Origin of the sequence: Elioraea rosea (assembly GCF_007644105.1) — a bacterium.
Classification (GTDB): domain Bacteria; phylum Pseudomonadota; class Alphaproteobacteria; order Acetobacterales; family Acetobacteraceae; genus Elioraea_A; species Elioraea_A rosea.
The window spans coordinates 62184-85932 of record NZ_VFAC01000008.1 but is presented as its reverse complement, the minus strand read 5'-3'; the positions used below and the strand labels follow the sequence as shown (position 1 = coordinate 85932).

The window sequence follows — 23749 nt, the reverse complement described above, 5'->3', positions numbered from 1 at the left end:
CCATGCCGCCTTCAAGATTGCGGCATCGCATCGGATTAGCCTCTCCGGGCGGATCGTGCCGCCCGTGCCTTTCGGCCGCGGCCCTGCGAGAGGGAGCATTCCGATGTCGAGCCGACCCAATACCCTGTTGCGCGCCTGCGTGGCCGTGGCCTGCCTTGCCGCCGTGGCGCTGCCGTTCCGCGCCGCGGCGAACGCGGTGTTTGAGTGGAACGAGACGGCGTTCCGCGTCACGGTCGCCGGCGGCCAGAACCCGATCGTCCTGAGCCGCACGGTGGCGATGATGCATCTCGCCGTGCATGACGCGCTGAACGCGCTCGACCGCCGCTACGAGCCCTACCTGCATGATGTCGATCCCGCCCAGCCGCCCGCCCCCGAAGCGGCGGATGCGGCGATCGCCGCCGCAGCACACACGGTCCTCGCTGGGGTCGCCGCCTCCTGGGGCACCGACGAGCAGCGTGGCCAGGCGATGGCCGTGCTCGAGCAGGCCTATGCGCAGGCCCTCGGCAAGGTCGCCGAGGGTGAGGCGCGGCAGCGCGGCCTCGCCGTGGGGATGGCGGCCGCGCGGGCGATGCTCGAGGCGCGCAAGGCCGACGGCTCCGCCGTGCGTCCGACCTACGCGTCGCGGCAGGGCGCGGGACGCTGGCGGCCTCACCCGAACCCGGTTCCCGCCAATCCGCCGATCCCCAATCCCACGCTGGCCGTCGGCAACTGGCCGGCCCTCCAGCCGCAATGGGCAACGCTCGTGCCCTTCACCATGGTGACGGCCTGGCAGTTCCGCCTGCCCGGCCCGCCCGATCTCGCGAGCGCCGCCTATGCGCGTGACGTCGACGAGGTGAAGCGCCTCGGCGGCACGGCAAGCACGGAGAGGACGGAGGAACAGGCGGCAATCGCCCGCTACTGGTACGAGGGCTCACCGCAGGGCTGGAGCCGCATCGCCCGGATCGTCGCCGCCGAGCGCGGGCTCGATGCCTGGGAGAGCGCGCGGCTTCTTGCTCTCGTGAATGCCACGATCGCCGACGGCTACGTCGCCGGCGCCGACACGCGCTACCATTTCGACTTCTGGCGGCCGGTCACCGCCATCCGGGAGGCGGCCGACGATGGCAACGACGCCACGGTGCCCGATCCCTCCTGGAACAGCTACCTGAATACGCCGCCGCTGCCGGACTACCCCTCCACCCACAGCGTGGCTGGGGGGGCCGCTTCGGTCGTTCTCGCCCGATTCTTCGGCGAGGATGCCGTCGCCTTCACCATGACGAGCGGGCCGCCCTTCCCGGGCATGACCCGCAGCTTCAAGAGCTTCTCCGAGGCGGCACGGGAGAATGCCGACTCCCGCGTCTACGCCGGCGTGCATTTCCGGACGGCCTGCGTCGACGGGGTTGCGCTCGGCGAGAGGATCGGCCGGCGGGCCTTCTCGCATTTCCTGCGCCCCGCACAGGAATGGCAGGCGGCGGGCTTGCGGCAGCGCTGAGGAGGGTGCACTTCCCCGGGGGCTTTCTTGGCGGGCGCCGGAAGGCTAAGGACAGGGAAAACCACGGGGAGTTGCTTCGATGACCAGTTCCGTTCCGGGCTTCGGCCGGCGTTCCGTCCTCGCCGCCGGCGCCGCCGCGGCCGCTCTTCCGCTCGGGGCGCCGGCCCTGCGCGCCCAGGGAGGGCCGATCCGCATCGGCGTGATCCACCCCGTCACCGGGGCGCTCGCCTTCTCCGGCGCGCAGGGGCGCGTCGGCGCGGAGATGGCGATCGCCGACGTGAACGCCGCGGGCGGCATCAAGGCGATGGGCGGGGCGAAGCTCGAGGCCGTGCTCGGCGATGCCCGCTCCACCCCCGAAGGCGGCGTTGCCGAGGTCGAGCGGATGGCATCGGGCAATGTCGCTGCCTTCGTCGGCGGCTTCGCCTCCGGCATCTGCCTCGCCACCACCCAGGCGGCGGCGCGCTACGACATTCCCTACCTCGTCGATGTCGGTGTGGCGGACAACATCGTCACGCGGGGCCTGAAGAATACGTTCCGCTTCGGGCCAGGCTTCGGCGTGATCAGCCGCGTGGCGATCGAGAACCTGGTGGCGATGAACGACGCCGCGGGCAAGCCCGCGCGCACCGTGATGATCGTGCACGAGGACAGCCTGTTCGGCTCTGGCCTCGCCGGCCTCCTGAACCGCGAGCTGCCGGGCAAGGGCTTCGAGGTTCTCGAGACGATCGCGCACCCGACGCCGACGCGCGACTTCTCCAACGTCGCGCTGCGCATCCGCAGCCGCAACCCCGACCTCGTGATCCCAGCGAGCTACTACAACGAGTACGTGCTTCTCGCCCGCACCATGCAGCAGCAGCGCGTCCGCCCGAAGGCGATCTTCTCGGTGCTCGGCGGCGCTGCCTCGAACTACCGCTTCGTGCGCGAATTCCCCGATGCGGCCCGCTTCATCATGGACTGCAACCACTGGGTCGATGGTCGGAACCCGAGCGCTCAGGCGCTGCGCCGCAAGGTGGACGCGGCCAACCAGTTCTTCACCTACGAGCTGTTCCTGAACTACGCTAACATTATGCTTCTGGCCGACGCGCTCGAGCGAGCCGGCTCGGCCGACAAGGCGAAGCTGACCGAGGCGCTCGCCTCCTCCACCTTCTCGGGCCACTTCATGCCCTACGGGCCGACGAAGTTCGAGAACGGGCAGAACTCCGGCGCCGTACCGGTGGTGACGCAGGTGCTCGACAACGACATCAAGGTGATCTTCCCCGCCTCGGTGGCAGAGGCGCCGGCAGTGTTCCCTGTTCCGGCCTGAACCCGTCTGCCGGGGCCGGGTTCGCCCGGCCCCGCGCGAGGTGCCATGCTGCTCAGCTCCGACATCCTGATCCAGGCCGTCGCCAACGGCCTGCTGACGGGCGCGATCTACGCCCTGATCGCGCTCGGGCTGACGCTGATCTACGGCGTCCTGCACATCATCAACTTCGCCCATGGCGCGCTGCTCACCGCCGCGCTGTTCGCGGCGTTCTTCGCCGACAGGGTTCTCGGCATCGACCCCTGGATCTCGGTGTTCGCGCTTGCCCCGGCCTTCTTCGCCCTCGGCTACCTGCTGCAGCGCCTTGTCGTGTGGCCCGCGAGCCGGGGCGAGGACCGCGCGATCCTTCTCGTCACGCTCGGGCTCGCGGTGATCATCGAGAACGGGCTCCTGTTCCAGTTCCGCAGCGATACGCGGACGATCGACCATCCCTTCGGCTTCGACGTGGTCGAACTCGGCACGATGCTTCTCGCCACCACGCGCGTCGTCGCCTTTTTCGCCGCGATCGGCGTCGCCGCCGCGCTGTTCGTGTTCCTGGCGATGACCGACACGGGCCGGGCGATCCGCGCTGTGGCCAAGGAACGGCTCGGCGCCGAGCTCTCGGGCGTCGATGTGCCGCACATCTACGCGGTCACTTTCGGCCTCGGCACGGCGTGCCTCGCCGTCGCGGCCTGTCTCCTCCTGCCGTCCTATTATGTGACGCCGCAGGTGGGCAACGCCTTCGTGCTGGTGGCCTTCACCATCGTCGTGCTGGGGGGCATGGGCAGCGTGCCTGGCGCGCTTGCGGGCGGGCTCTTCATCGGCGTGGTCGAAAGCATCTCGGGCCTTCTTTACGGCGAGACGCTGGGGCAGCTCGGCATCTTCCTGATCTTCATCCTCGTTCTCCTGTTCCGCCCGCAGGGCCTGTTCGGGGCGAAGGCCTGATGCGCGACCATCTCGCCCCCGTCCTCATCGTCCTCGCCCTGCTCGCGGGCGTGCCGCTGGTGGTCGACAGCAACGTCGTGCTGAACTTCCTGAAAGTGGCGCTGATGCTCGCGCTCGCTGGCACGGGGTGGAACCTCCTCGGCGGCTATGGCGGGCAGTTCAGCTTCGGCCATGCAGTGTTCTTCGGAACCGGCGCCTATGCCGTTGCCGTGCTCCAGGTGCGGTTCGGCATCAATGCCTGGGCGGCGTTCGGCGCAGGCATTGTGCTCGGCGCCGTGCTCGGGCTCGCGATCGGCTGGCTCACCTTCCGTGCGGGGCTGAGGGGGTCCTACTTCGCTCTCGTCACACTCGCCTTCGCAGAGGTGGCGCGCATCATCGCCTCCGTCTGGCCGCTCACCGGCGCGGGCGCGGGAATCCTCATCCCCCTGCGCGAGGGGTTCCTGACGCTTCAGTTCGGCAGCCGCGCGGAAGGCTATTGGTTCGTGCTCGCGCTTCTAGGCATCGCGATGCTGATCGTTCGCGCGATCGAGGTTCGCCGCTTCGGCGCGCAGCTTGTCGCCGTGCGGGAGAACGAGGATGCCGCGCGCGCGCTCGGCGTCGACGTATTGCGCGTGAAGCTTCTCGCCATCGCGCTGTCGGGCGGCATCACCGCCTCGGCCGGCGCCTTCTATGCGCAGACCTTCCTCTATCTTGACGCCGGCCTCGCCTACGGCCCGTGGATCAGCGTCGAGGCGCTGCTCACCGCCATCGTGGGGGGCATCGGCACGGTGTGGGGCCCGCTGCTCGGCGCGCTCGTGCTGCAGGCGCTGTCGGAGCTCGGCAAGCATCTCGGCGGGGATGCGCCTGGCCTCGGCCTCGTGCTGTTCGGCGCGGTTCTGATCCTCGTCGTGCGGTTCGCGCCGAACGGCATCGTCGGGCTCGCACGCTCGCTCCGCCCGAGGAGGCTCGCGCGTGGCTGAGCTACTGGCGGAAGCCGAGGGCATCACCGTCCGCTTCGGCGGGCTCGTGGCCGTGAATGACGCGTCGGTGCCCGTGCCGGAGGGGTGCATCGTCGGGCTCATCGGCCCGAACGGCGCCGGCAAGACCACGCTGTTCGCGACGATCGCTGGCTTCCAGAAGCCGAATGCCGGGAGCATCCGCTTCCGCGGCGCAGACATCACGCGGCTTCCCCCGCATCGCCGGGCCGCGCTCGGCATCGCCCGCACCTTCCAGATCGTGCAGCCCTTCGCCGGCCTCACAGTGCGCGAGAACATCGCCGTCGGCGCGCATCTCCGCCACGCAGGCCGGGCCGATGCGCTCGCCGCCGCGGAAGCGGTGGCGGACCGGGTGGGCCTTGCGCCGCTGCTCAACCTGCCCGCTGCCTCGCTCACCGTCGCGGGCCGCAAGCGGCTCGAGCTCGCCCGGGCATTGGCGACCGAGCCGCAGCTCCTGCTGCTCGACGAGGTGCTCGCCGGCCTCAACCCCTCCGAGATCCGCGACATGATCCCCGTCATCCGCGCGATCCGCGACGGCGGCGTGACGGTGCTGATGATCGAGCATGTCATGCAGGCGGTGATGGCGCTCGCCGAGGAGATCCATGTGCTCGCCGGCGGGCGCATCATCGCGCGCGGCGGGCCGGAGCAGGTGGCGCGCGACCCCGCCGTCGTCGAGGCCTATCTCGGCCATGGCGCTGCGGCGCGGCTGCAAGGCGGCGCCCATGCTTGAGATCGCCCATGCTTGACGTTACGGGCCTTCGTGCAGGCTATGGCCCCGCGGAGGTGCTGCGCGGCATCGACCTCACCGTGCGCGCGGGCGAGATCGTCGCCGTGCTCGGCGCCAACGGGGCAGGCAAGACGACGCTGAACCGCGCCATCAGCGGCGTGATCGCTGTGCGTGGCGGGACGATCCGCTTCGACGACGAGGACATCGCTGGCAGCCGGCCCGCCGCCATCGTCTCGCGCGGGCTGATCCACGTCCCCGAAGGCAGGCGCATCTTCCCGAACATGAGCGTGCGCGAGAACCTGGTGATGGGCAGCTACGCGCGTGCCCGCGCCAACCGCGCCCGCAACCTCGACCGCGTGTTCGCAACCTTCCCGCGGCTCGCCGAGCGCACGCGCCAAGCCGCCGGCACGCTTTCGGGCGGCGAGCAGCAGATGCTCGCGATCGGCCGCGGCCTGATGGCCGAGCCGAGGCTCCTGATCCTCGACGAGCCCTCGCTCGGCCTCTCACCTCTGCTTGTCGAGGAGATGTTCGCTCTGATCGGCCGCATCAACGCCGAGGGGCTCTCGGTGATGCTCGTCGAGCAGAATGTCGTGCAGTCGCTTGCGCTCGCCCACCGTGCCTACATCATCGAACAGGGCGAGATCGTGCTGTCGGGCGCTGCCGAGGCCCTCGCGGCTGACCCTGCCCTGCAGAAGGCCTATCTGGGGCTCTGAGGAACACAGAATGACCGATCTTCGAGCGCGGCTCGCGAAGAAGCCCATCGTCATCGCACCGGGCGTGTGCGACGCGCTGACCGCAGCAATCGCCGCCGATGCCGGGTTCGAGGCGCTCTACGTCTCCGGCGCCGCGATCGCCTACACGAAGCTCGGGCGACCCGATATCGGCCTCGTCTCCATGGCCGAGGTGGCGGATCACGTCGCGCTCCTGGCCGACCGGGTTTCGGTGCCGCTGATCGTCGATGGCGACACGGGTTACGGCAACGCGCTGAACGTACAGCGCACCGTGCGCGCCTTCGAGCGCGCGGGCGCGGCGGCGATCCAGCTCGAGGACCAGACCTTCCCCAAGCGCTGCGGCCATCTCGACGGCAAGGGCGTCATCCCCGCCCCGGAGATGGTCGGCAAGCTCCGCGCGGCGGCCGATGCGCGGATGTCGGAGAACTTCCTGCTCGTGGCGCGCACCGATGCCGCGGCCATCGAAGGCCTCGAGGCGGCGCTCGACCGAGCGCGCCTCTACGCGGAGGCGGGGGCGGACGTGCTTTTCGTCGAGGCGCCGCGCACGGAAGACGATCTGGCCAAGGTCGCGTCCTCCCTCGGCGGCGGCTTGCCGCTGCTGGCCAACATGGTCGAGGGCGGCAAGACGCCTGTCCTTCCGGCCGCCACGCTCGAGGCGCTCGGCTTCTCGTTGGTGATCTTCCCAGGCGGCATCGTGCGCGCGCTCGCTGCCACGGCGCGCGACTACTACGCCTCGCTGCACGCTGCCGGCACCACCGAACCGTTCCGCAACCGCATGCTCGACCTCGGTGGCCTCAACGACGTGATCGGAACCCCCGCGATGCTCGAGGCCGGAAAGCGCTACGAATGACCGTGCTCGACCCCGTCACCCTCGCCGTTCTCAAGGGGCGGCTCGAGCAGATCGCGGACGAGATGGACGCCACCCTCGCGCGATCGGCCTTCAATCCGATCATCGCCGAGGCGCGCGACCTCTCGCACGGGCTCTACCACGCCGAGACGGGCGAAACGCTGGTGCAGGGGACGGCGGGCCTGCCAATCTTCGTCGGCGCAACGGCCTTCGCCGTGAAGGCGGTGATCGAGGCCTGCGCGAAGGAAGGCGGGCCGCGCGAGGGCGAGACCTGGATCTTCAACGATCCCTACGATGGCGGTACGCACCTGAACGATTTCCGGCTCGTCCGCCCGGTGTTCCGAAAGGGCACGCTGTTCTGCTGGATCGCCTCCGTCGGGCACTGGCTCGACATCGGCGGCAACGTGCCTGGCGGCTACAATCCGCGCGCGACCGACAGCCACCAGGAGGGCGTGCGAATCCCGCCTGTGCGGCTGATGCGGGACGGCGTCGTCGATGGCGCGATCACCGCGATCCTTGCCGCGAACAGCCGCGTGGCGCAGTCGAACTGGGGCGACCTGAACGGGCAGATCAACGCGCTCGATCTCGGCGAGAAGCGCCTTGCCGCGCTGCTCGACGAATATGGCGAGCAGACGATCGCCGCCGCCCTCGATGCGCTGACGCAGCGCGCGGCGAGCCTGATGCGCGCCGAGATCGCCGCCCTTCCCGACGGCGTGTACGAGGCCGAGGACTTCCTCGACAATGACGGCATCGTCGATACCCCGCTTCCGATCCGCCTGCGCATGACGATCGCTGGCGAGACGATGGCGCTCGACTTCACCGGCTCGGCCGATGGATGCGCGGGGCCGCTGAACATCAGCCGCGCGACCACCATCGCCTGCTGCTATGTCGCGCTGAAGCATCTCTTCCCCGAGGTTCCCTCGAACGGCGGCTGCCTCCACCCCATCACGTTCACCGTGCCGGACGGCTCGATCCTCGGTGCCTCCGCGCCGAAGCCCGTCGGCGGCTATACCGAGACGATCCTGCGCGTGATCGACACCGTGTTCCGCTGCTTCGCTCAAGGCGCGCCCGACCGCGCGACCGCCGCGCCATTCGGCACGATCAACGCGCTCTCCATCTCTGGCTGGCGCGGCGCGGGGCATCGCTGGGTGATGTTCTGCTTCTTCGGCGGCGGGCTCGGCGGAAACCCCGAGACGGACGGCCTGAACCACGGCAACAACCCGATCAGCACGGCGACCATCCCGCCGATGGAGATCCTCGAGGCCGCCTATCCCGTTGCCTTCCGGCAATGGGCGCTCAGGCCCGACAGCGGAGGCCCTGGCCTGCACCGGGGCGGGTGCGGGGCGATCTACGAGATTGGGCTGCGCGAGGGGATCACGGCCGAGGCCTTCTTGCTCGGCGAGCGTGGACGCTTCCCGCCCTTCGGCACGAATGGCGGCGGCCACGCAGCGCCGAACCGCTTCAGCCACGGGCGTGCGGACGACCGCCACGAGCCGCCGATGACGAGCAAGGCCTTCGGCATCGCGCTCGGCCCCGGCGAGACGGTTCGCCTCGAGACACCAGGCGGCGGCGGATGGGGTGACCCGCGGGCACGAACACCCGAGGCCGTCGCGCGTGACGTGCGCTGCGGCTATGTCAGCGCCGAGGCCGCGCGTCGCGACTATGCGGTCGCCCTCCTGCCCGACGGCAGCGTCGATGCCGCCGCCACGGCCGCGCTTCGGGGGGCGGGCCGGTGAGCGGGGCGATCGTTGGCGTCGATGTCGGCGGCACCTTCACCGACCTCTTCGCCCTGGATACGAAGAGCGGAACGTTCCGTGTTGCCAAGGTGCCGAGCCAGCGTGGCGACGAGGCCGCGGGTTTCCTCGCAGGCCTCGAGGCGGTGGGTGGCGTCGGAACGCTCGCGGCCGTGGTGCACGGCACGACCGTCGGCACCAATGCGCTGCTCGAGCGGAAGGGCGCGCGCATCGGCCTGATCGCGACGCGCGGCTTCCGCGACGTGCTCGAGATGCGCCGGCGCGACCGGCGCCGCACCTGGGGCCTGTGGGGTGATTTCGTTCCGGTGGTGGAGCGGGACCTTCGCCTCGAGGTCGCCGAGCGCACCTTCGCCGATGGCACGATCGAGCAGGGGATCGACGAGGCCGAGATCGAGGCGGCCGGGCGCGCACTTCTTGCCGCGGGGGCGGAGGCTGTCGCGGTCGCCTTCATCAACGCCTACGCGAACCCAGCGAACGAGCGCGCGGCGGTGTCGGTTCTTCGTCGCTTCTGGCCGAACGAGGACGTCTGCTGCTCCTCCGAGATCCTGCCCGAGATCCGCGAGTTCGAGCGCACCTCGACGACGGCGCTCAACGCCTATCTCCAGCCCGTCGTCGGCGCCTATCTCGGGCGGCTCGAGGATGCGCTTGCCGGTTCGCGGTTCGGCGGCGCGTTCCACATCGTGCAGTCGAATGGCGGGGTGATGAGCACGGCGACTGCGCGTCGCCTGCCCGTGCGCACCGCCCTTTCCGGCCCCGCCGCGGGCGTGATCGCTGCCGCAGCCATCGCCGAGGCGGCCGGGTTCCCCGATGTCATCACGGGTGATCTCGGCGGGACGAGCTTCGATGTCTCGCTCATCGCCGGCGGCAGGCCATCCTTCGCCGCGCAGGTCGCGGTCGATTTCGGCCTCGTCATCCGTACGCCGATGGTGGAGATCACCACGATCGGTGCAGGTGGCGGCTCCATCTGCCGGGTCGATGCCGGCGGGCTTCTCCAGGTCGGGCCCGAAAGCGCAGGAAGCCGGCCGGGCCCCGTCTGCTACGGCGGCGGCAATGACCGGCCCACGCTGACCGACGCCAATCTCGTTCTCGGCCGCATCAACCGCGAGCGTCCCATCGGCGGCGGGCTCGCGCGGCTCGATGCCGAAGCGGCCGAGCGCGCGATCGCGGCCCATGTCGGGGAAAGGCTCGGCCTCGGTCCCGTCGAGGCGGCAGAGGCGATCGTGCGCGTGGCGAACGCGCGCATGGCAGGCGCGATCCGGCTCCTGTCCATCGAGCGCGGGCACGATCCCGCCCGCTTCGCGCTGATGCCCTTCGGCGGCGGCGGCGCGCTGCACGCCGGCGCGCTGATCAAGGACCTCGGCCTCGCCGCCGCGCTGGTGCCGCGTTTCCCCGGTGTGACGAGCGCGCTCGGCTGCGTCATCGCCGACATCCGGCACGACCAGGTGCAGACGGTGAACCTCACCCTCGAAGGCATCGACGCTGTCTCGCTCGGCGCGCGGCTCGAGACGATGGCGGGCGAGGCGCGGCAGGTCGTCGAAGCGTCCGGCCTGGCGCTGACCGGGCTCGATGTCCGTTTCGAGGCCGACATGCATTATGCGGGGCAGACGCACAGCGTCGCCGTTCCGCTTCCCTTAGCAGCCGCGGACGCGAGCGAGGCCGCCATCCGCGCCGCCTTCGAGACGGCCTACACGGCAGCCTTCTCGCGGCTACTGCCCGGCATTCCGGTTCGCCTCGCCACGGTCCGGGTCATCGCGGTCGGCCGCCGTCCCGCGGTCGATCTCGCAGCGCTGGCGCCGAGCGAGGGGAGCACGCTCGAAGCCGCGCGCAGGGGGCAGCGCCGCGTATGGTTCGAGGGGTCCTGGCACGAGGCCGCCGTGTATGACCGCCTCTCTCTTCCCGTCGGCGCGCGCGTCGAAGGCCCGGCCATCCTCGAGCAGGCGGACGCGACGATCGTGGTCGACCCCGGCCTCGCCGCGACGGTCGACCGATTCGGCAATCTCGTGATGCGCAGCGCATGACTGCCCGCGTGGTCCAGGATGAGGCCGTTGCCTTCGAGGCGGGGGCCGATGTCGTGGTGATCGGCGCCGGAGCCGCGGGGCTCGTCGCCGCGCTCTCCGCCGCCGAGCAGGGCGCGTCCGTCGTCGTTCTCGAACGCGATGCGCTGCCGCGCGGCTCGACCGCGCTGTCGGCGGGGCTGATCCCCGCCGCAGGCACGCAGTTCCAGCGCGCGCGCGGCATCGAGGACAGCGCGGACCGCTTCGCCACCGACATCGATGCCAAGGCGAAGGGCGAGCTCGACCATGCGGTCCTTGCTGCCGTCACGCACGCGATCGGCCCCGCCCTGGAATGGCTCGCCGACCGTCATGGCCTCCCCTTCGACGTCATCACCGATTTCCTCTATCCCGGCCATTCCGCGCATCGGATGCACGGCCTCCCCTCCCGCTCCGGCGCCGAGCTGGTTGACCGCCTGCTCGCGGCAGCCGAGCGCGAGGGCATTCCGATTCTGACCGAAGCGCATGTGACGACGCTGGTGACCCGCGCCGACGGAACCTTGCGCGGTGTGGTGGCCGAGCGTCCGGGCGGCGAGGAGAGGATCGGCGCCGCTGCCTTGGTGCTTGCCTGCAACGGCTACGGCGGCAACCCCGAGCTCGTGCGCAGGCATATCCCCGCACTGGCCGATGCGCTCTGGTTCGGCCACTCGGGCAACACGGGCGATGCGCTGGCCTGGGGCGAGGCGCTCGGCGCGGCGACGGGCAATCTCTCCGGCCACCAGGGGCACGGCTCGGTCGCCCATCCGCATGGCATCCTGATCACGTGGGCGGTGATCATGGAAGGCGGGTTCCAGGTCAACACGCGCGGAGAACGGTTCAGCAACGAGACGCAAGGCTATTCGGAGCAGGCCGAGAAGGTGCTGGCGCAGCCCGGCGGCATCGCGTGGGACGTGTTCGATGCGCGCATCGCCGCCATCGCCCGGCAGTTCGAGGATTTCCGCGCCGCCGAGGCAGCCGGCGCGATCGTCACCGCGCCGAGCCTTGCCGCGCTCGCCGAGGCCATGCGGGTTCCCGCTGCCGCGCTTGAGGCCGAGGCCGCCGCGGCGCGCGGCATCGACCGGTTCGGGCGCGACTGGTCCGCCGCCAGGCCGCTCGCCGCGCCCTTCCATGCCGTACGGGTGACCGGCGCGCTCTTCCACACCCAGGGAGGGCTCGCCGTCACGTCCGAGGCACGCGTGCTGCGCAAGGACGGCCCGGCGCTGCCGAACCTGTTCGCCGCCGGCGGTGCGGCCGCGGGGCTGTCTGGACCGGTTGCGTCGGGGTATCTTTCCGGCAACGGATTGCTCACGGCGGTGGCGCTCGGGCGCATCGCCGGGCGCGTTGCGGGGGAGATGCGGCAATGACGATCGCCTGGGGGCTGGCCTCCGATACGGGTGTGCTGGCGGAGGTGCTTCTCTGCAAGCCTTCGCATTATCGTTGGATCCCCGCCAATACCGTCGTTCGCGCCTCGCTCGAGCACGGCGGAAAGGCCGATGTGGAGGCCGCGCTTGCGGAGCATCGCGAGCTCGAGGCGGCCCTCGTTCAGGCGGGCGTGTCGGTCCGCCACGTCGTTGCGGAGAGGCATCTTCCGTACCAGGTGTACACGCGCGATTCGGTGCAGATGACGCATCGCGGCGCGGTGCTCGCCCAGCTCGCGCGCCCGGAACGGCGCGGCGAGTACGCCGCCATCCTCCGCGCGATGGACACGTTCGGCATTCCCATCTGGCACATGTCGAGCGCGGGCACGCTCGAGGGCGGGGACATCCACTTCATCCGCCCGGGGCTCTGTGCCATCGGCGTCTCCGGAGGGCGGACGGATGCTGCCGGCGCGGGGCAGCTCGCACACTGGCTCGAGCACGAAGGCTGGGAGGTGCGGCTCGTTCCGTTCCCAGAGCATTTCCTGCATCTCGACTTGCTGTTCGCCATGGCCGCCGAAGGCGTCGCCATCGCCTGCACGGAGGTGCTGGACGAAGGCTTCCTCGCGTGGCTCGGCGAGCGCGGCGTGCGGCTGATCCCCTCCACCTATCGCGAGGCGATGGGGCTTGCGGGCAACGTTCTCGCGCTCGGCGGCGGAGCCGTTCTGTCGGCGCGTGGGTCTACCCGCATCAACGCCGCGCTGCGGGCAGAAGGCCTCATGGTGCTCGATCCAGAGCTCTCGACCTTCACGCGCGGCGGCGGTGGCCCGCGCTGCCTCACCGCGCCGTTGCGCCGGGAGGGGTGACGCTCAGGGCGCGAGCGTCAGGCCGGCATCGACCACCAGCGTCTGCCCCGTAATGGGCGAGCCGGTGGTGGCGAGGAACACGATCGCCTCGGCGATGTCGTCCGCCGTGCAGCGGCGCTTCAGGAGCGCCTTCTCCGCAGCGGCCTTGCGCCGGCTTTCCGGCCAGTCCTTCTGCCACGGCGTGTCGACCGCGCCGGGGGCGACGGCGTTGACGCGGCACTCGGGGGCGAGCGCGCGGGCGAGGTTGACCGTCATGTTGATCAACCCCGCCTTCGAGGCGCCATAGGCGATCGAGGAGCCGAGCGCGGTGAAGCCCGCGATCGAGGCCGTGTTCACCACCGCCCCCTTCGCCTGCCGAAGCGCTGGCGCGGCGGCGCTCGTGCACCGGAACGGTCCGAGCAGGTTCGTCGCGATGATCCGGTCCCAGAACGCATCAGTCATCGCCTCGAGCTCTGCCGGGGCGATCGGCGCCTTCGTCGCCGGCGTGCCTGCGTTGTTGACGAGGATGTCGAGCCGGCCGAGGCGGCGCAGCGCTTCGGCCATCATCGTCTCGATCGAGGCGGCGTCAGACACGTCTCCCGGTGCGGAGAGGACCGCGAAGCCCTCTGCGCGGAGGCGCGCGGCCTGCTCGGGCCCGGCCGGATCGTCGGGAAGGTGGTTGAGCGCGACGGTGACGCCGAGCCGCGCGAGGCGCTCGACGGTCGCGAGCCCGATGCCCGACGCGCCGCCCGTGACGACCGCGGTCTTGCCGGCGTGGGTCATGGCACCATGCTCCCGATCTGCTTCAGCGCGCGCTTGAGCGCGAGAAGCTTCCGGTCCCGCTCGGCGAACAGCTCGGCTGGGCTTCGGCCCTTGTAGTCGTAGAAGCCACGGCCGGAGGCCACGCCGGTCGCGCCCTCGGCGATCAGCTTGTCGATGGCCTCCGAGCGTTTGCGCTGCGGAGGCGGCGGAACCATGGCGTTGGCGAGCGCCTTCTGCGTGAGCGGCAGACCGGTGAAATCGGCCTTCATCATGTGCCCGAGAAGAGGCATGCGGAGGGAAAGGCCGTGGATGATCGCCGCGTCGATCTCGGAGGCGTCGGCCACGCCCTCATCGAGCAGCGCGTACACCTCCATCGATACGACGGCCTGGATCCGGTTGGCGATGAAGCCGGGGACGAATTTCCGCATCACGATCGGCCGCTTGCCCATGCCGGCATAGAGATCGCGCAGGCGAAGCGGAACCGATGGCGCGCAGTGCGGGCCGGCGACGATGTCGACGAGATCGACCAGATAGGGCGGCGTGTACCAGTGCGCGATGGCAGCCCTTCCCTGGCGCGCGGCGGGGATGAGCGGGAACGGGTCGAGATAGGAGGTGTTGGAGGCGATGATCGCGCCAGCGGGGGCGAGCGTATCTACCTTCTCGAACAGGGCGCACTTGGCGTCCGGATCCTCGGTGATGGCCTCGACGACGAGTTCGGCGCCCTTGAGCGTCTCGCCGAGATCGGCATGCGTCGTCACCGCGCCCGCGAGCCAGGCATCGCCATGCTCGGTCTCGCCTGCCTCGCGCAGCGTCGCGAGCGCTGCCGACATCAGCGCAGGGGCGCGTGCGAGCGTCGGCGCGTGCGTGTCGGTCAGCCGCACGCGGCAGCCGCCGAGCGCGTGCACGAGAGCAAGCGCGTGGCCCATCAGCCCCGCGCCAAGAACGGCAACCTGCATGCTCATCCCTCCATTCCCGGAACCCATGGCTCTGGCGCGCGGGGTTCCGCGTCCGTCACCACGTCGACGACAACGGGCCGCCGCGCGGCGAGCGCGCGCGCGAGCGCGGGGCCGATCTCGGCCGGGTTCTCCACGCGGATCCCCTCGACGCCAAAGGCCCGCGCGATCGCCGCGAAATCGGTCGGCCCGAAGCGGATCAGCTCATCGACATTACCCGGGCGGTTGCCCTGCATCCTGCGGATGTTGACCAGCCCCTGGCCGAAGGCGGAGTTGTTGTTGATCACGAGAACGACCGGAACGTTGTGCCGCCGTGCGGTCTCGAGCTCGGTCAGGTGGTAGTAGATCGCACCGTCGCCGGAGAAGCACAGCACAGGCCGGTCGGGGCAGGCGAGCGCTGCCCCGATCGCTGCCGGAAACGACCAGCCGAGCGAGCCTGCCGCGCGGAGATAGAGCTGCCGCGGCGTGAGCTCGACGCAGGTTGCGGTCCAGATCCCCGAGTAGCCCGTGTCGGCGACGAGGACCGCGTCCTCCGGCAGCGCGCGGGTGATCTCCGCGCAGAGCCGCTCGACACGGATGGGCGCTGCGTCGGATGCCATCAGCGGCGCCATCGTGCTTTGCCAGGTACCGACGATGCCCGCGGCCCAGTCGGCGAATGCACCGTCCGGTGCGGCATCGGGAAGGGCGGCGAGCAGCGCCTCGAGCGCCAGGCGCGCATCGGCCGGCACGGCGACCGTGTCGGGATAGGCGCGGCCGATCTCGGCGGTGTCGGCGTCGATCTGCACGATCGGGGTGCCCGGTGTGGGCACACGCCAGTCGAGCGTCGGCTGGTCGCCTGCATGGGTGCCGACGAAGAGAACCACGTCGGCTGCGTGGACGATGCGGTTGGCCGGCGGCGCCCCGTAGGTGCCCACGGTGCCGATGCTGAGCGGGTCGCGCGTGTCGATGATCCCGCGCGCGCCGAGGCTTGTGGCAACCGGCGCTGCGAGGCGGCGGGCGAGTGCTGCAAGTGCCTCGCCTGCGCCAGACAGCATCGCTCCGGCGCCGGCAACGATGGCGACGCTGCGCGCGCCGGCAAGCCGCGCCACCGCCGCCTCGATGTCGGCGTGCGCAGGCGGGGCGCGGTGTGCGGGCACGCGCGCGTGCCGCGGATCGACGGAGGCATCGGCCGTGATCGTCGCCGTTTCGATTGCCTCGGCCTGGAGCCCGAGCAGGTCGAGATGCGCCGGCCGCGGCGTCGGCCCGGTTGCGGCGCGGAAGGCCTGGCGAAGCAGGCGCGGGAGTTCGTCCGGGTGATCGACATCGGCATCGAACACGGTGACGGGCCGGAACATCGGTCGGTGCTCGATCTCCTGGTAGGCGTTGCGCGCTTGCGCGAAGGGCGGCTTGCGGCCGGTCAGCGCGACGATCGGTGCGCGATGCAGGTAGGCATCCTGGAGCCCGGCAGCCAGATTCGCGGCGCCGACGCTCTGCGCCATCACGACGCCGACGCGCCCCGATGCGCGCGCGTAGCCGTCGGCCATGTAGGCGGCGGCCTTCTCGCTGTGCGCGAGGATGCGCCGCACCCCGTGCCCCTCGAGCGCGATGAGCGTGCGGCGGAGGATGGCGTCGACGAAGAAGACATGCGTCGCGCCATAGCCCGCGATCATCTGCGCGAGCGTCTCCGCGCCCGTGTTGCCTGGCTCGGCCGTCATTGCCGCGCGTCCCTCCCTTGCCTTGTCCCTGTCGTCCGGGCTCGGGGCAGGATCGCGCCAAACTCCCCCATTGGAAAGGGCGGGGCGCGTGCTGCGTTGTGCTCCGCCGCCTCGCGAGGGCAGGATGGCGCATGCAGAGACGGGTGCCGGGACAGGATGACGACAGCATCGGGAACGCTTTGCGGGAGCGCGCGCGGCGCATGATCATGCGCCATCTCGCGCTTGCCGCGCTGCTGCTTGCCGGCGCCTGTGCGGCAACGCCGGACGCCGTCACAGGCGGCGCGCCGCGCCAGCCGCCCGGCTGTGCCGTCACCCTCGAGGCGGAGGTGGCCGGGCGGTTCGATTCGAACACGCTCGTCATTCCTGCCGAGGGCGGCGGTGCGCCGCTTCGCCTCCAGGTCGATACCGGCGACAGCGAGCAGGGCTCGCTCAGCCGCGCGACCGTGCGCCAGCTCGCGCTCAACCCCGTCAGCACCGGCCGGCAGGCAGCGACGGTCGTCGGCGGCGTGGTTCCCGTCGTGCATGTGCGGCTGCCGGGGTTTTCCATCGGCGGGCTGCCGCCTGTCGCTGCCTGGATGGCGGTGCAGCCGACGGAGGCCCATGTCGCCGGCAACCAGCCTGTCGACGGCATTCTCGGGGCGGGGCTTCTGTCGCGCTTCGATCTCGAGATCGACCCCGAGGCGCGGGCGATGCGGCTTCACTCGGCATCGGGCTGCGAGCAGGGGCTCGTTCCGTTCGCCGAGCCGTACGTTTCGGTGCCGTTGCGGCGCGGCCCCGGCAACCTCCTCTTCGCGCCGATCGCCATCGATGGGGTTCCGCTGATGGCGCTTCTCGACACCGGCTCGAATGGCGGGATCACCCTGCTCCGTCCTGGGGCGGAGCGGCTCGGCATCGTTCCCGGCGCACCAGGCGAGATCGGCATGGGGCGGTTGCGCGACTGGTCGGGCAGGCAGGCGGAGGTGCGCGTGCGGGTCGCGCAGAGCGTCGTCATGGGCCCGATGCGCGCCGAGCGCGTGCCGATCGCGCTGATCGTTCCCGCCCCTGGCGGGCCGACGCCGCTCGCGGTCGCCGATGCCATCCTCGGCGGGGCGTTCCTGCTCCGCCATCGCGTGTGGATCAGCTACGCGACCGGCATGCTGCACGTCGCGCGCCGGCTTCCCTCGACCTGAGCCGCAACGGCCGGCGACACCGCGCGTGACAGCGCGGGCGCCGATGGGATAGGACCCGCCGGCCGGGAAGGGAAGGCATGGCAGAGCGGCGCTTCGACATCGACAACGCCAAGGGCATCGCGATCCTGCTCGTGGTGTTCGGCCACATCGTCGCGCGCGAGAGCCCCGCCGACAACGCGTGGTACGACTACGCCCGCGCGGCGGTCTACCGGTTCCACATGCCGTTCTTCATGTATCTCTCGGGATACGTGGCGGCCTATATCGGCATCGGATCCGTCACGCCCGCGCGCTATGCGGGCTTCCTCCGTTCCCGCGCGGTGCGGCTTCTGGTGCCGTTCTTCGCCTTCGGGCTCGTCGTTCTCGTCGGCAAGATGGTCGCGGCCTCCGTCATCCATGTCGACAATCGCCCCTCGGGCCTTCTCGACGGGCTCGTCGACCTGTTCTGGACGACGCGGCAGAGCCCCTCGGGGTCGGTGTGGTTCATGTTCTGCCTGTTCCTGTTCCTCGCACTCACGCCGCCGCTCGCCTGGCTCCGGCTCGGCTACTGGCCGCACCTGGCGGTGGGCGCGATCGTCCTCGCGACGGGGCTGCCGGACAGGCTCTACCTGAACAAGGCGGCGGAGGTGGCGTTCTACTTCGCCGTCGGTGCGCTCGCAGGCGAACGGGCTCGCGCACTCGACGGTCCGCTCGCGCGCTTCGGGCCGATCCTGCTGCCTGTCTTCGCGGCCCTTCTCGTGGGCTTCGAGTTCGCGCCTGCGGCGTGGCGCCCGGCCATCGCGTTCGCGACCGCCATTCTGTCGATCCCGGCGATCCACGGCACGGTGCTCGCGCTTTACGGCCAGCGCCCGGCCTGGTCGCACGTGTTCGGCCGGTTCACCTTCGCGATCTACCTGCTCAACACCATCGCCATCGGCGTCGCCAAGGGGGTGATGCTGCGGGTGATGCCGTGGGACGGGGCGAACTTCCTGCTGTTCTTCCCCGTGCTGATGGCCGCCGGCGTGCTTGGCCCCATCATCGTGAAGCTCATGCTGTTCAGGCTGCACCCCGCACTCGACCGGATGACGGACTGAGCCGGGGGGCGCAATCGCCGCGCGTGCCTCACCCCTACGTGCGGGCGGTGAGCGCGGCGAGGCTCGCGCGGGCGAGCGCGGGGATGGTCGCGTAGACCTCCTCCGCCGCCGCGCCGTCGCCTTCCACGCAATGCCTCTCGAGCCTGCGCGCGGCCTCGGTCAGCGCCGTCGCGCCGAACGTTCCGGCCGCGCTGCGCAGCCCGTGGCAGAGATGGGCCATGGCGGCGAGGTCGTGCCGTGCCGCAGCCTCGGCCAGCTGGTCGAGCCGGGAGCGGGTCTCGTCGGCGAAGATGCCCATCAGGTGCGCCATCCGGTCCTCGCCAACGGCGTCGCGCATCTCCTCGATCATCGCGTGGTCGAGCATCGCCGCGCCCGCGGCCTCGCGCGCCGGGGCCGCCTCGCGCCCCTCGAGCGTCGCGGCGACCGTGGAGAGAAGCGCCCGCGCTTCAACGGGCTTGGCGAGGTATCCGTCCATCCCCGCTTCAAGGCAGGCCTCCCGGTCGCCCGGCAGGGCAGAGGCGGTCATCGCCACGATCGGCACCTGCGCCTCAGGCCCGGGCAGGCGGCGGATCGCGACCGTCGCCTCGATGCCGGTGCGCTTGGGCATCTGGATGTCCATCAGCACCAGGTCGAACCCGCCCGAGGCGGCGCGGGCGACGGCCTGGTCGCCGTCCTCGGCGATCTCGACGGCGTAGCCCGCACGGCGGAGCGTGGCTGCGGCAACGATCTGGTTTGCCCTGCTGTCCTCGGCGAGCAGGATGCGCCGGCCGCGCGCGCCCGGCTGGACCGTGGCGTCGGCGGGGACGGCACGTTCTGCCTCGGGCGCGACCACCGCATCCGCGGGGGCGGTGGGAAGGGCGAGCCTGACCGTGAAGGTGGAGCCCTTCCCCGGCTCGCTCTCGAGGCCGATCTCCCCGCCCATCAGCCGCACCAGCCTGCGGCAGATGGTGAGCCCAAGCCCCGAACCGCCGAACCGGGCGGTGATCGACGCATCCGCCTGCGTCCATCGCCGGAACAGCCGCGCCTGAACCTCCGCCGGGATGCCGATGCCGGTATCGGCGACCGAGAGCCTGAGCCGGACGCGGCCGTCCTGCCCCGTCCCCTCGCTCGCGGCGGTGAGCGTGACGCCGCCGATGCCTGTGAACTTCACCGCGTTGTCGATCAGGTTGGTCAGGACCTGGCGCAGCCTCTGTGCGTCGCCGCGAAGTGCGGGGGGGAGGCCCGGGTCGATCTCGGCGGAGAGGGTGATGCCCTTCGCTGCGGCGGCGGGCGCGGCGAGGTCGAGCACGGCGCGAAGCGTCGGGGCGAGGGCGAAGGCGGCATCGTCGAGCCGGAGCATTCCGGCCTCGATGCGGCTGATGTCGAGCACGTCGTTGATGATGGCGAGCAGGTCCTGGCCGCAGCGCCGCGCGGTCTCTGCGAAGCTCCTCTGCTCGGGCGTCATCTCCGTCTCGAGAAGCAGCGAGAGCGTGCCCATCACCCCGTTCATTGGCGTGCGGATCTCGTGGCTCATCGTCGCGAGGAAGTCCGATTTCGTGCGGCTTGCCCGCTCGGCGGCGCGACGCGCCCGCGCCTCGCGCTGCTCAGCCGCCCGGCGGGCGGTCACGTCGTGTTGGATGCCGATGAAATGGGTGAGCACCCCGCCCTCGCCGAACACCGGCGCGATGCGGAGCTCGTTCCAGAACCGCGTCCCGTCGCGGCGGAAGTTCAGCATCTCGACCGTCACCGGCCGCGCCGCCGCGATTGCCCGCCGCACCCTGGCCACGGCCTTCGGGTCGGTTCCCTTGCCCTGGAGGAACCGGCAGTTCCGCCCGAGCACCTCGTCGGGCGGATAGCCGGTGATGTCCGTGAAGGCAGCGTTCATGAAGACGATCGGGCAGTCGGGCTGCCTGGCGTCGGAGATGACGAGCCCGGTCGGGGCGGCGGCGATCGCGGCCTCGAGCAGCGAGGCGGCGGCTGAGGGGCCGCCGAGCGCGGCAAGGCCCGGCAGCAGCGGGTCGGCCCTGCCTTTCCCGGCTGCAGCGCCGCGGCGCGCCGTCATTCGTCGTAGGCGATCAGGGTCTCGACCGGAACGTCGAGCCGCTTCCGCCCGCCGAGGAAGGAGAGCTCGATCAGCGCCGCTGCGGCCGGGACGACCGCGCCGACCTCGCGAAGCAGCGCGATCCCGGCCGCCATCGTGCCGCCCGTGGCAAGCAGGTCATCGACCACCACGACGCGGGCGCCCGCTGGGACCATTCCTTCCTGCACCTCGATCCTGTCGGTGCCGTATTCGAGCGCGTAGTCATGCCCGATGACCCGGCCTGGCAGCTTGCCGCGCTTGCGGAGCATGACGAAGCCGCAGCCGAGCTTGAGGGCGAGCGGCGCGGCGACCAGGAAGCCGCGGCTTTCCACGCCGGCGACGAGGTCGGGCTGGTGGCGCCGGACGGCGGCGGCCATCCGCGCCATCGCCACCGCCCACGCCTCGCCATGCGCGAGCAGGGTGGAGATGTCATAGAAGAGGATCCCGGGCTTGGGAAAATCGGGAATGCCACGAATATGTTCGCGCAGGTCCATCAGCCACCTATCTCTGCCACCATGGTTGAAATGCTAGAGCAATCCCCGCGCCTGGTGAATCGCCTCCCCTCATACCCACCGTCCGGCGGGATATCGGGGCGCGCAGTTTCGCGCCCGGCGTGGGTTGACGTCGATCAATGCGTGGGCTGGCCGACGCGACCAGCATCGGAAACGATGCGGGAGGAAACCCCTTTGCCGCCGCCCGTCCAGCCGGTCGCGCCGCTCATGCCGCCGCCTGTGGCGTTCGAGGCGCTGCCGCCGGCCCGACTTGCCCGGATGGTCGAGGCCGGCACGCGCCTGATCACGACGGCGCGGCTGCTGGCCAAGACAGGCTGCTCGATCGTCGAAGAGATGGTCGGCGAAGAGGGGCGGATGCACGACTATGCGCACTACCCCCAGACCGACATCGTGGACCCCGAAAGCGGCGCGCGCTTCTTCTTCCACCGCCACCCGATGCCGTGGATCGGCGGCGAGGCGGGGCCGGCACCCGGGCATTTCCATTGCTTCCTGCCCGCCCCCGAGCCGGCCTCGCGCGGGCCTCGGCGCGGCTCGGGCCTCGCCCACATCATTGGAATCTCGATCGACCGGCAGGGGATGCCGTCGGGCCTGTTCACGACCAACCGGTGGGTGACCGACGAGACCTGGGTCGACGCCCCGGAGGCCGTGCGGCTGGTCGACCGGTTCGTGGTCGAGCTCGCCCGGCCCTCGATGCCGGCGGCGATCTGGGTCACCGCGGTGGTCCAGCTCTTCCAGCCGCAGGTCCTCGCCCTCCTCCTGGCGCGTGACGAGGCGATCGACGCCCATGCCAGGCGCTTCCCCGGCTGCGACGCGCTCGAGGACGAGGCGCTCGTGGTGCCCTCCGCGGTTGCCGTCTCGGTCGAGGCCCAGCTGGCCTCGCTCCGCACCACCCTCGTTCCCCGGGCACGCTGAGCCATGGGGCGCGGAGCGGTCGCCGCCATCGGCGGTGGCGTGGCCTTGCTGGCCTACCTTGTGGGCGTTCTTGAGCTCGCAGACCATGTCACCGGGCATCACTGGGCGCTCGATCTCATGTGCTTCGCGGTCGCCGGCATCGTCTGGACCTGGCCTGCGGCGCGGCTGATCCGCTGGGTGCAGGACGGCAGGACCTGACCGGGCGGAAGGCGTGACCCGGAACCTTCACCGTTCCGTCACCGTCGCGTAACATGCGCCCGCTACACGCCCCAAGCCACAGGGCCTAGCCAAGATCCACCCATGGGGAGAGCCATCATGCTTCGCAGGACATTGCTGACGGGTGCGTGCCTGGTCGCCGCATCGCTCAGCGCCGCACCGGCCAGCGCGCAGCAGCGCACCGAGATCCAGTTCTGGTACGGCCTCGGCGGCCAGCTCGGGGAGCGGGTGCAGGAGCAGGTGCGCCGCTTCAACGAGAGCCAGGACCGCTTCACGGTGGTGGCGACCTTCAAGGGCAGCTACGTCGAGACGATGACCGGCGCGATCGCCGGCTGGCGCGCGGGCAACCCGCCGCACATCGCGCAGGTGTTCGAGGTCGGCACCGCGACGATGATGGCGGCCGGCCCTGCCATCAAGCCGGTGCACCAGCTCTCCTCGGAGACCGGCGTGGCGATCGACCCCGCGCAGTATCTCGCGGGCGTGCGCGGCTACTACAGCGACACGCAGGGCCGGCTCGTCGCGATGCCGCACAACTCCTCCTCCGCGGTGATGTGGCTCAACCTTGACATGCTCGAGCGGGCCGGCGTGACCGAGCCGCCGAAGACATGGGCCGAGGTGCGCGAGGCCGCCCGCAAGATCCGCGCGCAGAACCCGCAGGCCTGTGCGATGACCACCGCTTGGCCGACCTGGGTGATGTTCGAGCAGATGTCCTCGATCCACAACGTCGCTTTCGCCACCAAGGCGAACGGCTTCGAAGGCATGGACGCGACGCTGAACCTGACCGACCCGTTCTTCGTCAAGCACGTGAACTTCCTGCTCGACATGCAGAAGGAAGGGCTGTTCCGCTACGCCGGGCGCGACAACGCCGCAGATCCGCTGTTCCCGAACGGCGAGTGCGCGATCAGCTTCAACTCCTCGGCCGGCCGCGCGCGCATCGTGGCGGACGCGAAGTTCAAGTGGGCCTCCGTGCCGCTTCCCTACCATCACGACGTGACCGAGAGCCCGCGCAACGGCGTGATCGGCGGTGCGAGCCTCTGGACGCTGACGGCGCGCAACCGCACCCCGGCGGAGTATCAGGGGGTGGCGGAGTTCTTCCGCTTCATCAGCCGGCCCGAGCAGGACCAGTGGTGGCACCAGGTGACGGGCTACGTGCCCATCACCGTCGCTGCCTACGAGAAGTCCAAGGCGGAAGGGTTCTACACGCAGAACCCCGGCGCCGACGCAGCGATCATCCAGCTCAACCGCGCCTCGCCGACGCCGGCGAGCCAGGGCTTCCGCCTCGGCGGCTTCGTGGAGATCCGCAACATCATCCAGGAGGAGCTCGAGAAGGCGTTCCAGGGACAGCAGAACGCGCAACAGGCCCTGGAGAACGCCAACCGGCGCGGCAACGCGGTGCTGCGCAACTTCGAGCGCGCCAACCGCTCGTGATCATGTAGGAAAGGGAAGGGCC

General features: G+C 70.8%; 21 protein-coding genes. 16 read left to right on the top strand and 5 right to left on the bottom strand.

Features of this window, described 5'->3' with window-relative positions:
- Positions 1-103: 103 nt before the first annotated feature.
- The 11 genes from FIF60_RS07840 (at position 104) to FIF60_RS07790 (ending at position 12973) form a co-directional block, all read left to right on the top strand.
- Positions 104-1468: a vanadium-dependent haloperoxidase gene (locus tag FIF60_RS07840; RefSeq protein ID WP_144185505.1), complete on the top strand. Its 1365-nt coding sequence runs from the start codon at positions 104-106 to the stop codon at positions 1466-1468.
- A 79-nt stretch (positions 1469-1547) separates the two neighbouring features.
- Positions 1548-2768, top strand: coding sequence for an ABC transporter substrate-binding protein (locus FIF60_RS07835; RefSeq protein WP_144185504.1), 1221 nt, complete (start codon positions 1548-1550; stop codon positions 2766-2768).
- Positions 2769-2813: 45 nt separating this feature from the next.
- Positions 2814-3689: a branched-chain amino acid ABC transporter permease gene (locus tag FIF60_RS07830; protein WP_239451543.1), complete on the top strand. Its 876-nt coding sequence runs from the start codon at positions 2814-2816 to the stop codon at positions 3687-3689.
- Complete coding sequence (locus tag FIF60_RS07825) at positions 3689-4648, top strand: branched-chain amino acid ABC transporter permease (RefSeq protein ID WP_144185503.1); 960 nt, start codon at positions 3689-3691, stop codon at positions 4646-4648. The genes FIF60_RS07830 and FIF60_RS07825 overlap by 1 nt, the downstream gene beginning before the upstream one ends.
- The gene (locus FIF60_RS07820) at positions 4641-5393 is read left to right on the top strand and encodes an ABC transporter ATP-binding protein (protein WP_239451542.1); all 753 of its coding nucleotides are present in this window, start codon (positions 4641-4643) and stop codon (positions 5391-5393) included. The genes FIF60_RS07825 and FIF60_RS07820 overlap by 8 nt, the downstream gene beginning before the upstream one ends.
- Before the next feature lie 8 nt (positions 5394-5401).
- Entirely contained in the window at positions 5402-6103 is a 702-nt protein-coding gene (locus tag FIF60_RS07815) for an ABC transporter ATP-binding protein (RefSeq protein ID WP_144185502.1), read from the top strand.
- Between the two features lie 10 nt (positions 6104-6113).
- The gene (locus tag FIF60_RS07810) at positions 6114-6971 is read left to right on the top strand and encodes an isocitrate lyase/PEP mutase family protein (RefSeq protein WP_144185501.1); all 858 of its coding nucleotides are present in this window, start codon (positions 6114-6116) and stop codon (positions 6969-6971) included.
- Positions 6968-8704 carry a hydantoinase B/oxoprolinase family protein gene (locus FIF60_RS07805; RefSeq protein ID WP_144185500.1) on the top strand — a complete coding sequence of 579 codons (1737 nt, stop codon included), beginning with the start codon at positions 6968-6970 and terminating at the stop codon, positions 8702-8704. The genes FIF60_RS07810 and FIF60_RS07805 overlap by 4 nt, the downstream gene beginning before the upstream one ends.
- A complete protein-coding gene (locus FIF60_RS07800; protein ID WP_144185499.1) occupies positions 8701-10740 on the top strand; it encodes a hydantoinase/oxoprolinase family protein in 2040 nt (679 codons plus the stop codon). The genes FIF60_RS07805 and FIF60_RS07800 overlap by 4 nt, the downstream gene beginning before the upstream one ends.
- Positions 10737-12116: an FAD-dependent oxidoreductase gene (locus FIF60_RS07795; protein ID WP_144185498.1), complete on the top strand. Its 1380-nt coding sequence runs from the start codon at positions 10737-10739 to the stop codon at positions 12114-12116. Before FIF60_RS07800 ends, FIF60_RS07795 begins: the two co-directional genes overlap by 4 nt.
- Entirely contained in the window at positions 12113-12973 is an 861-nt protein-coding gene (locus FIF60_RS07790) for a dimethylarginine dimethylaminohydrolase family protein (RefSeq protein ID WP_144185497.1), read from the top strand. The genes FIF60_RS07795 and FIF60_RS07790 overlap by 4 nt, the downstream gene beginning before the upstream one ends.
- A 3-nt stretch (positions 12974-12976) precedes the next feature.
- On the opposite strand, the gene FIF60_RS07785 is transcribed toward FIF60_RS07790, so the two are convergent.
- From FIF60_RS07785 to FIF60_RS07775, 3 genes are read right to left on the bottom strand one after another with little or no spacing between them, the layout of a single operon-like run.
- A complete protein-coding gene (locus tag FIF60_RS07785; protein ID WP_144185496.1) occupies positions 12977-13735 on the bottom strand; it encodes an SDR family NAD(P)-dependent oxidoreductase in 759 nt (252 codons plus the stop codon).
- The gene (locus FIF60_RS07780; RefSeq protein ID WP_144185555.1) at positions 13732-14670 is read right to left on the bottom strand and encodes a 3-hydroxyacyl-CoA dehydrogenase family protein; all 939 of its coding nucleotides are present in this window, start codon (positions 14668-14670) and stop codon (positions 13732-13734) included. The genes FIF60_RS07785 and FIF60_RS07780 overlap by 4 nt, the downstream gene beginning before the upstream one ends.
- 2 nt (positions 14671-14672) lie before the next feature.
- On the bottom strand, positions 14673-16361 hold the full coding sequence (locus tag FIF60_RS07775) for a thiamine pyrophosphate-binding protein (protein WP_144185495.1): 1689 nt from the start codon (positions 16359-16361) through the stop codon (positions 14673-14675).
- 131 nt (positions 16362-16492) lie between these two features.
- Here FIF60_RS07775 and FIF60_RS07770 point away from each other — a divergent pair, with 131 nt between their 5' ends.
- Both FIF60_RS07770 and FIF60_RS07765 read left to right on the top strand, forming a co-directional pair.
- Positions 16493-17530, top strand: coding sequence for an aspartyl protease family protein (locus tag FIF60_RS07770; RefSeq protein WP_144185494.1), 1038 nt, complete (start codon positions 16493-16495; stop codon positions 17528-17530).
- Between the two features lie 77 nt (positions 17531-17607).
- Positions 17608-18600 carry an acyltransferase family protein gene (locus FIF60_RS07765; protein WP_144185493.1) on the top strand — a complete coding sequence of 331 codons (993 nt, stop codon included), beginning with the start codon at positions 17608-17610 and terminating at the stop codon, positions 18598-18600.
- Positions 18601-18634: 34 nt separating this feature from the next.
- On the opposite strand, the gene FIF60_RS07760 is transcribed toward FIF60_RS07765, so the two are convergent.
- Both FIF60_RS07760 and FIF60_RS07755 read right to left on the bottom strand, forming a co-directional pair.
- The gene (locus FIF60_RS07760; protein WP_144185492.1) at positions 18635-20641 is read right to left on the bottom strand and encodes an ATP-binding protein; all 2007 of its coding nucleotides are present in this window, start codon (positions 20639-20641) and stop codon (positions 18635-18637) included.
- Positions 20638-21153, bottom strand: coding sequence for an adenine phosphoribosyltransferase (locus FIF60_RS07755; protein WP_144185491.1), 516 nt, complete (start codon positions 21151-21153; stop codon positions 20638-20640). Before FIF60_RS07755 ends, FIF60_RS07760 begins: the two co-directional genes overlap by 4 nt.
- A gap of 174 nt (positions 21154-21327) precedes the next feature.
- Here FIF60_RS07755 and FIF60_RS07750 point away from each other — a divergent pair, with 174 nt between their 5' ends.
- From FIF60_RS07750 to ugpB, 3 genes are all read left to right on the top strand, one after another.
- On the top strand, positions 21328-22083 hold the full coding sequence (locus tag FIF60_RS07750) for a DUF6969 family protein (protein WP_144185490.1): 756 nt from the start codon (positions 21328-21330) through the stop codon (positions 22081-22083).
- Between the two features lie 3 nt (positions 22084-22086).
- Positions 22087-22281, top strand: coding sequence for a DUF2842 domain-containing protein (locus tag FIF60_RS07745; RefSeq protein WP_144185489.1), 195 nt, complete (start codon positions 22087-22089; stop codon positions 22279-22281).
- Between the two features lie 117 nt (positions 22282-22398).
- Positions 22399-23727 (top strand): sn-glycerol-3-phosphate ABC transporter substrate-binding protein UgpB, encoded by a 1329-nt coding sequence (ugpB, locus tag FIF60_RS07740; protein ID WP_144185488.1) that lies wholly within the window; start codon positions 22399-22401, stop codon positions 23725-23727.
- Positions 23728-23749: the final 22 nt, after the last annotated feature.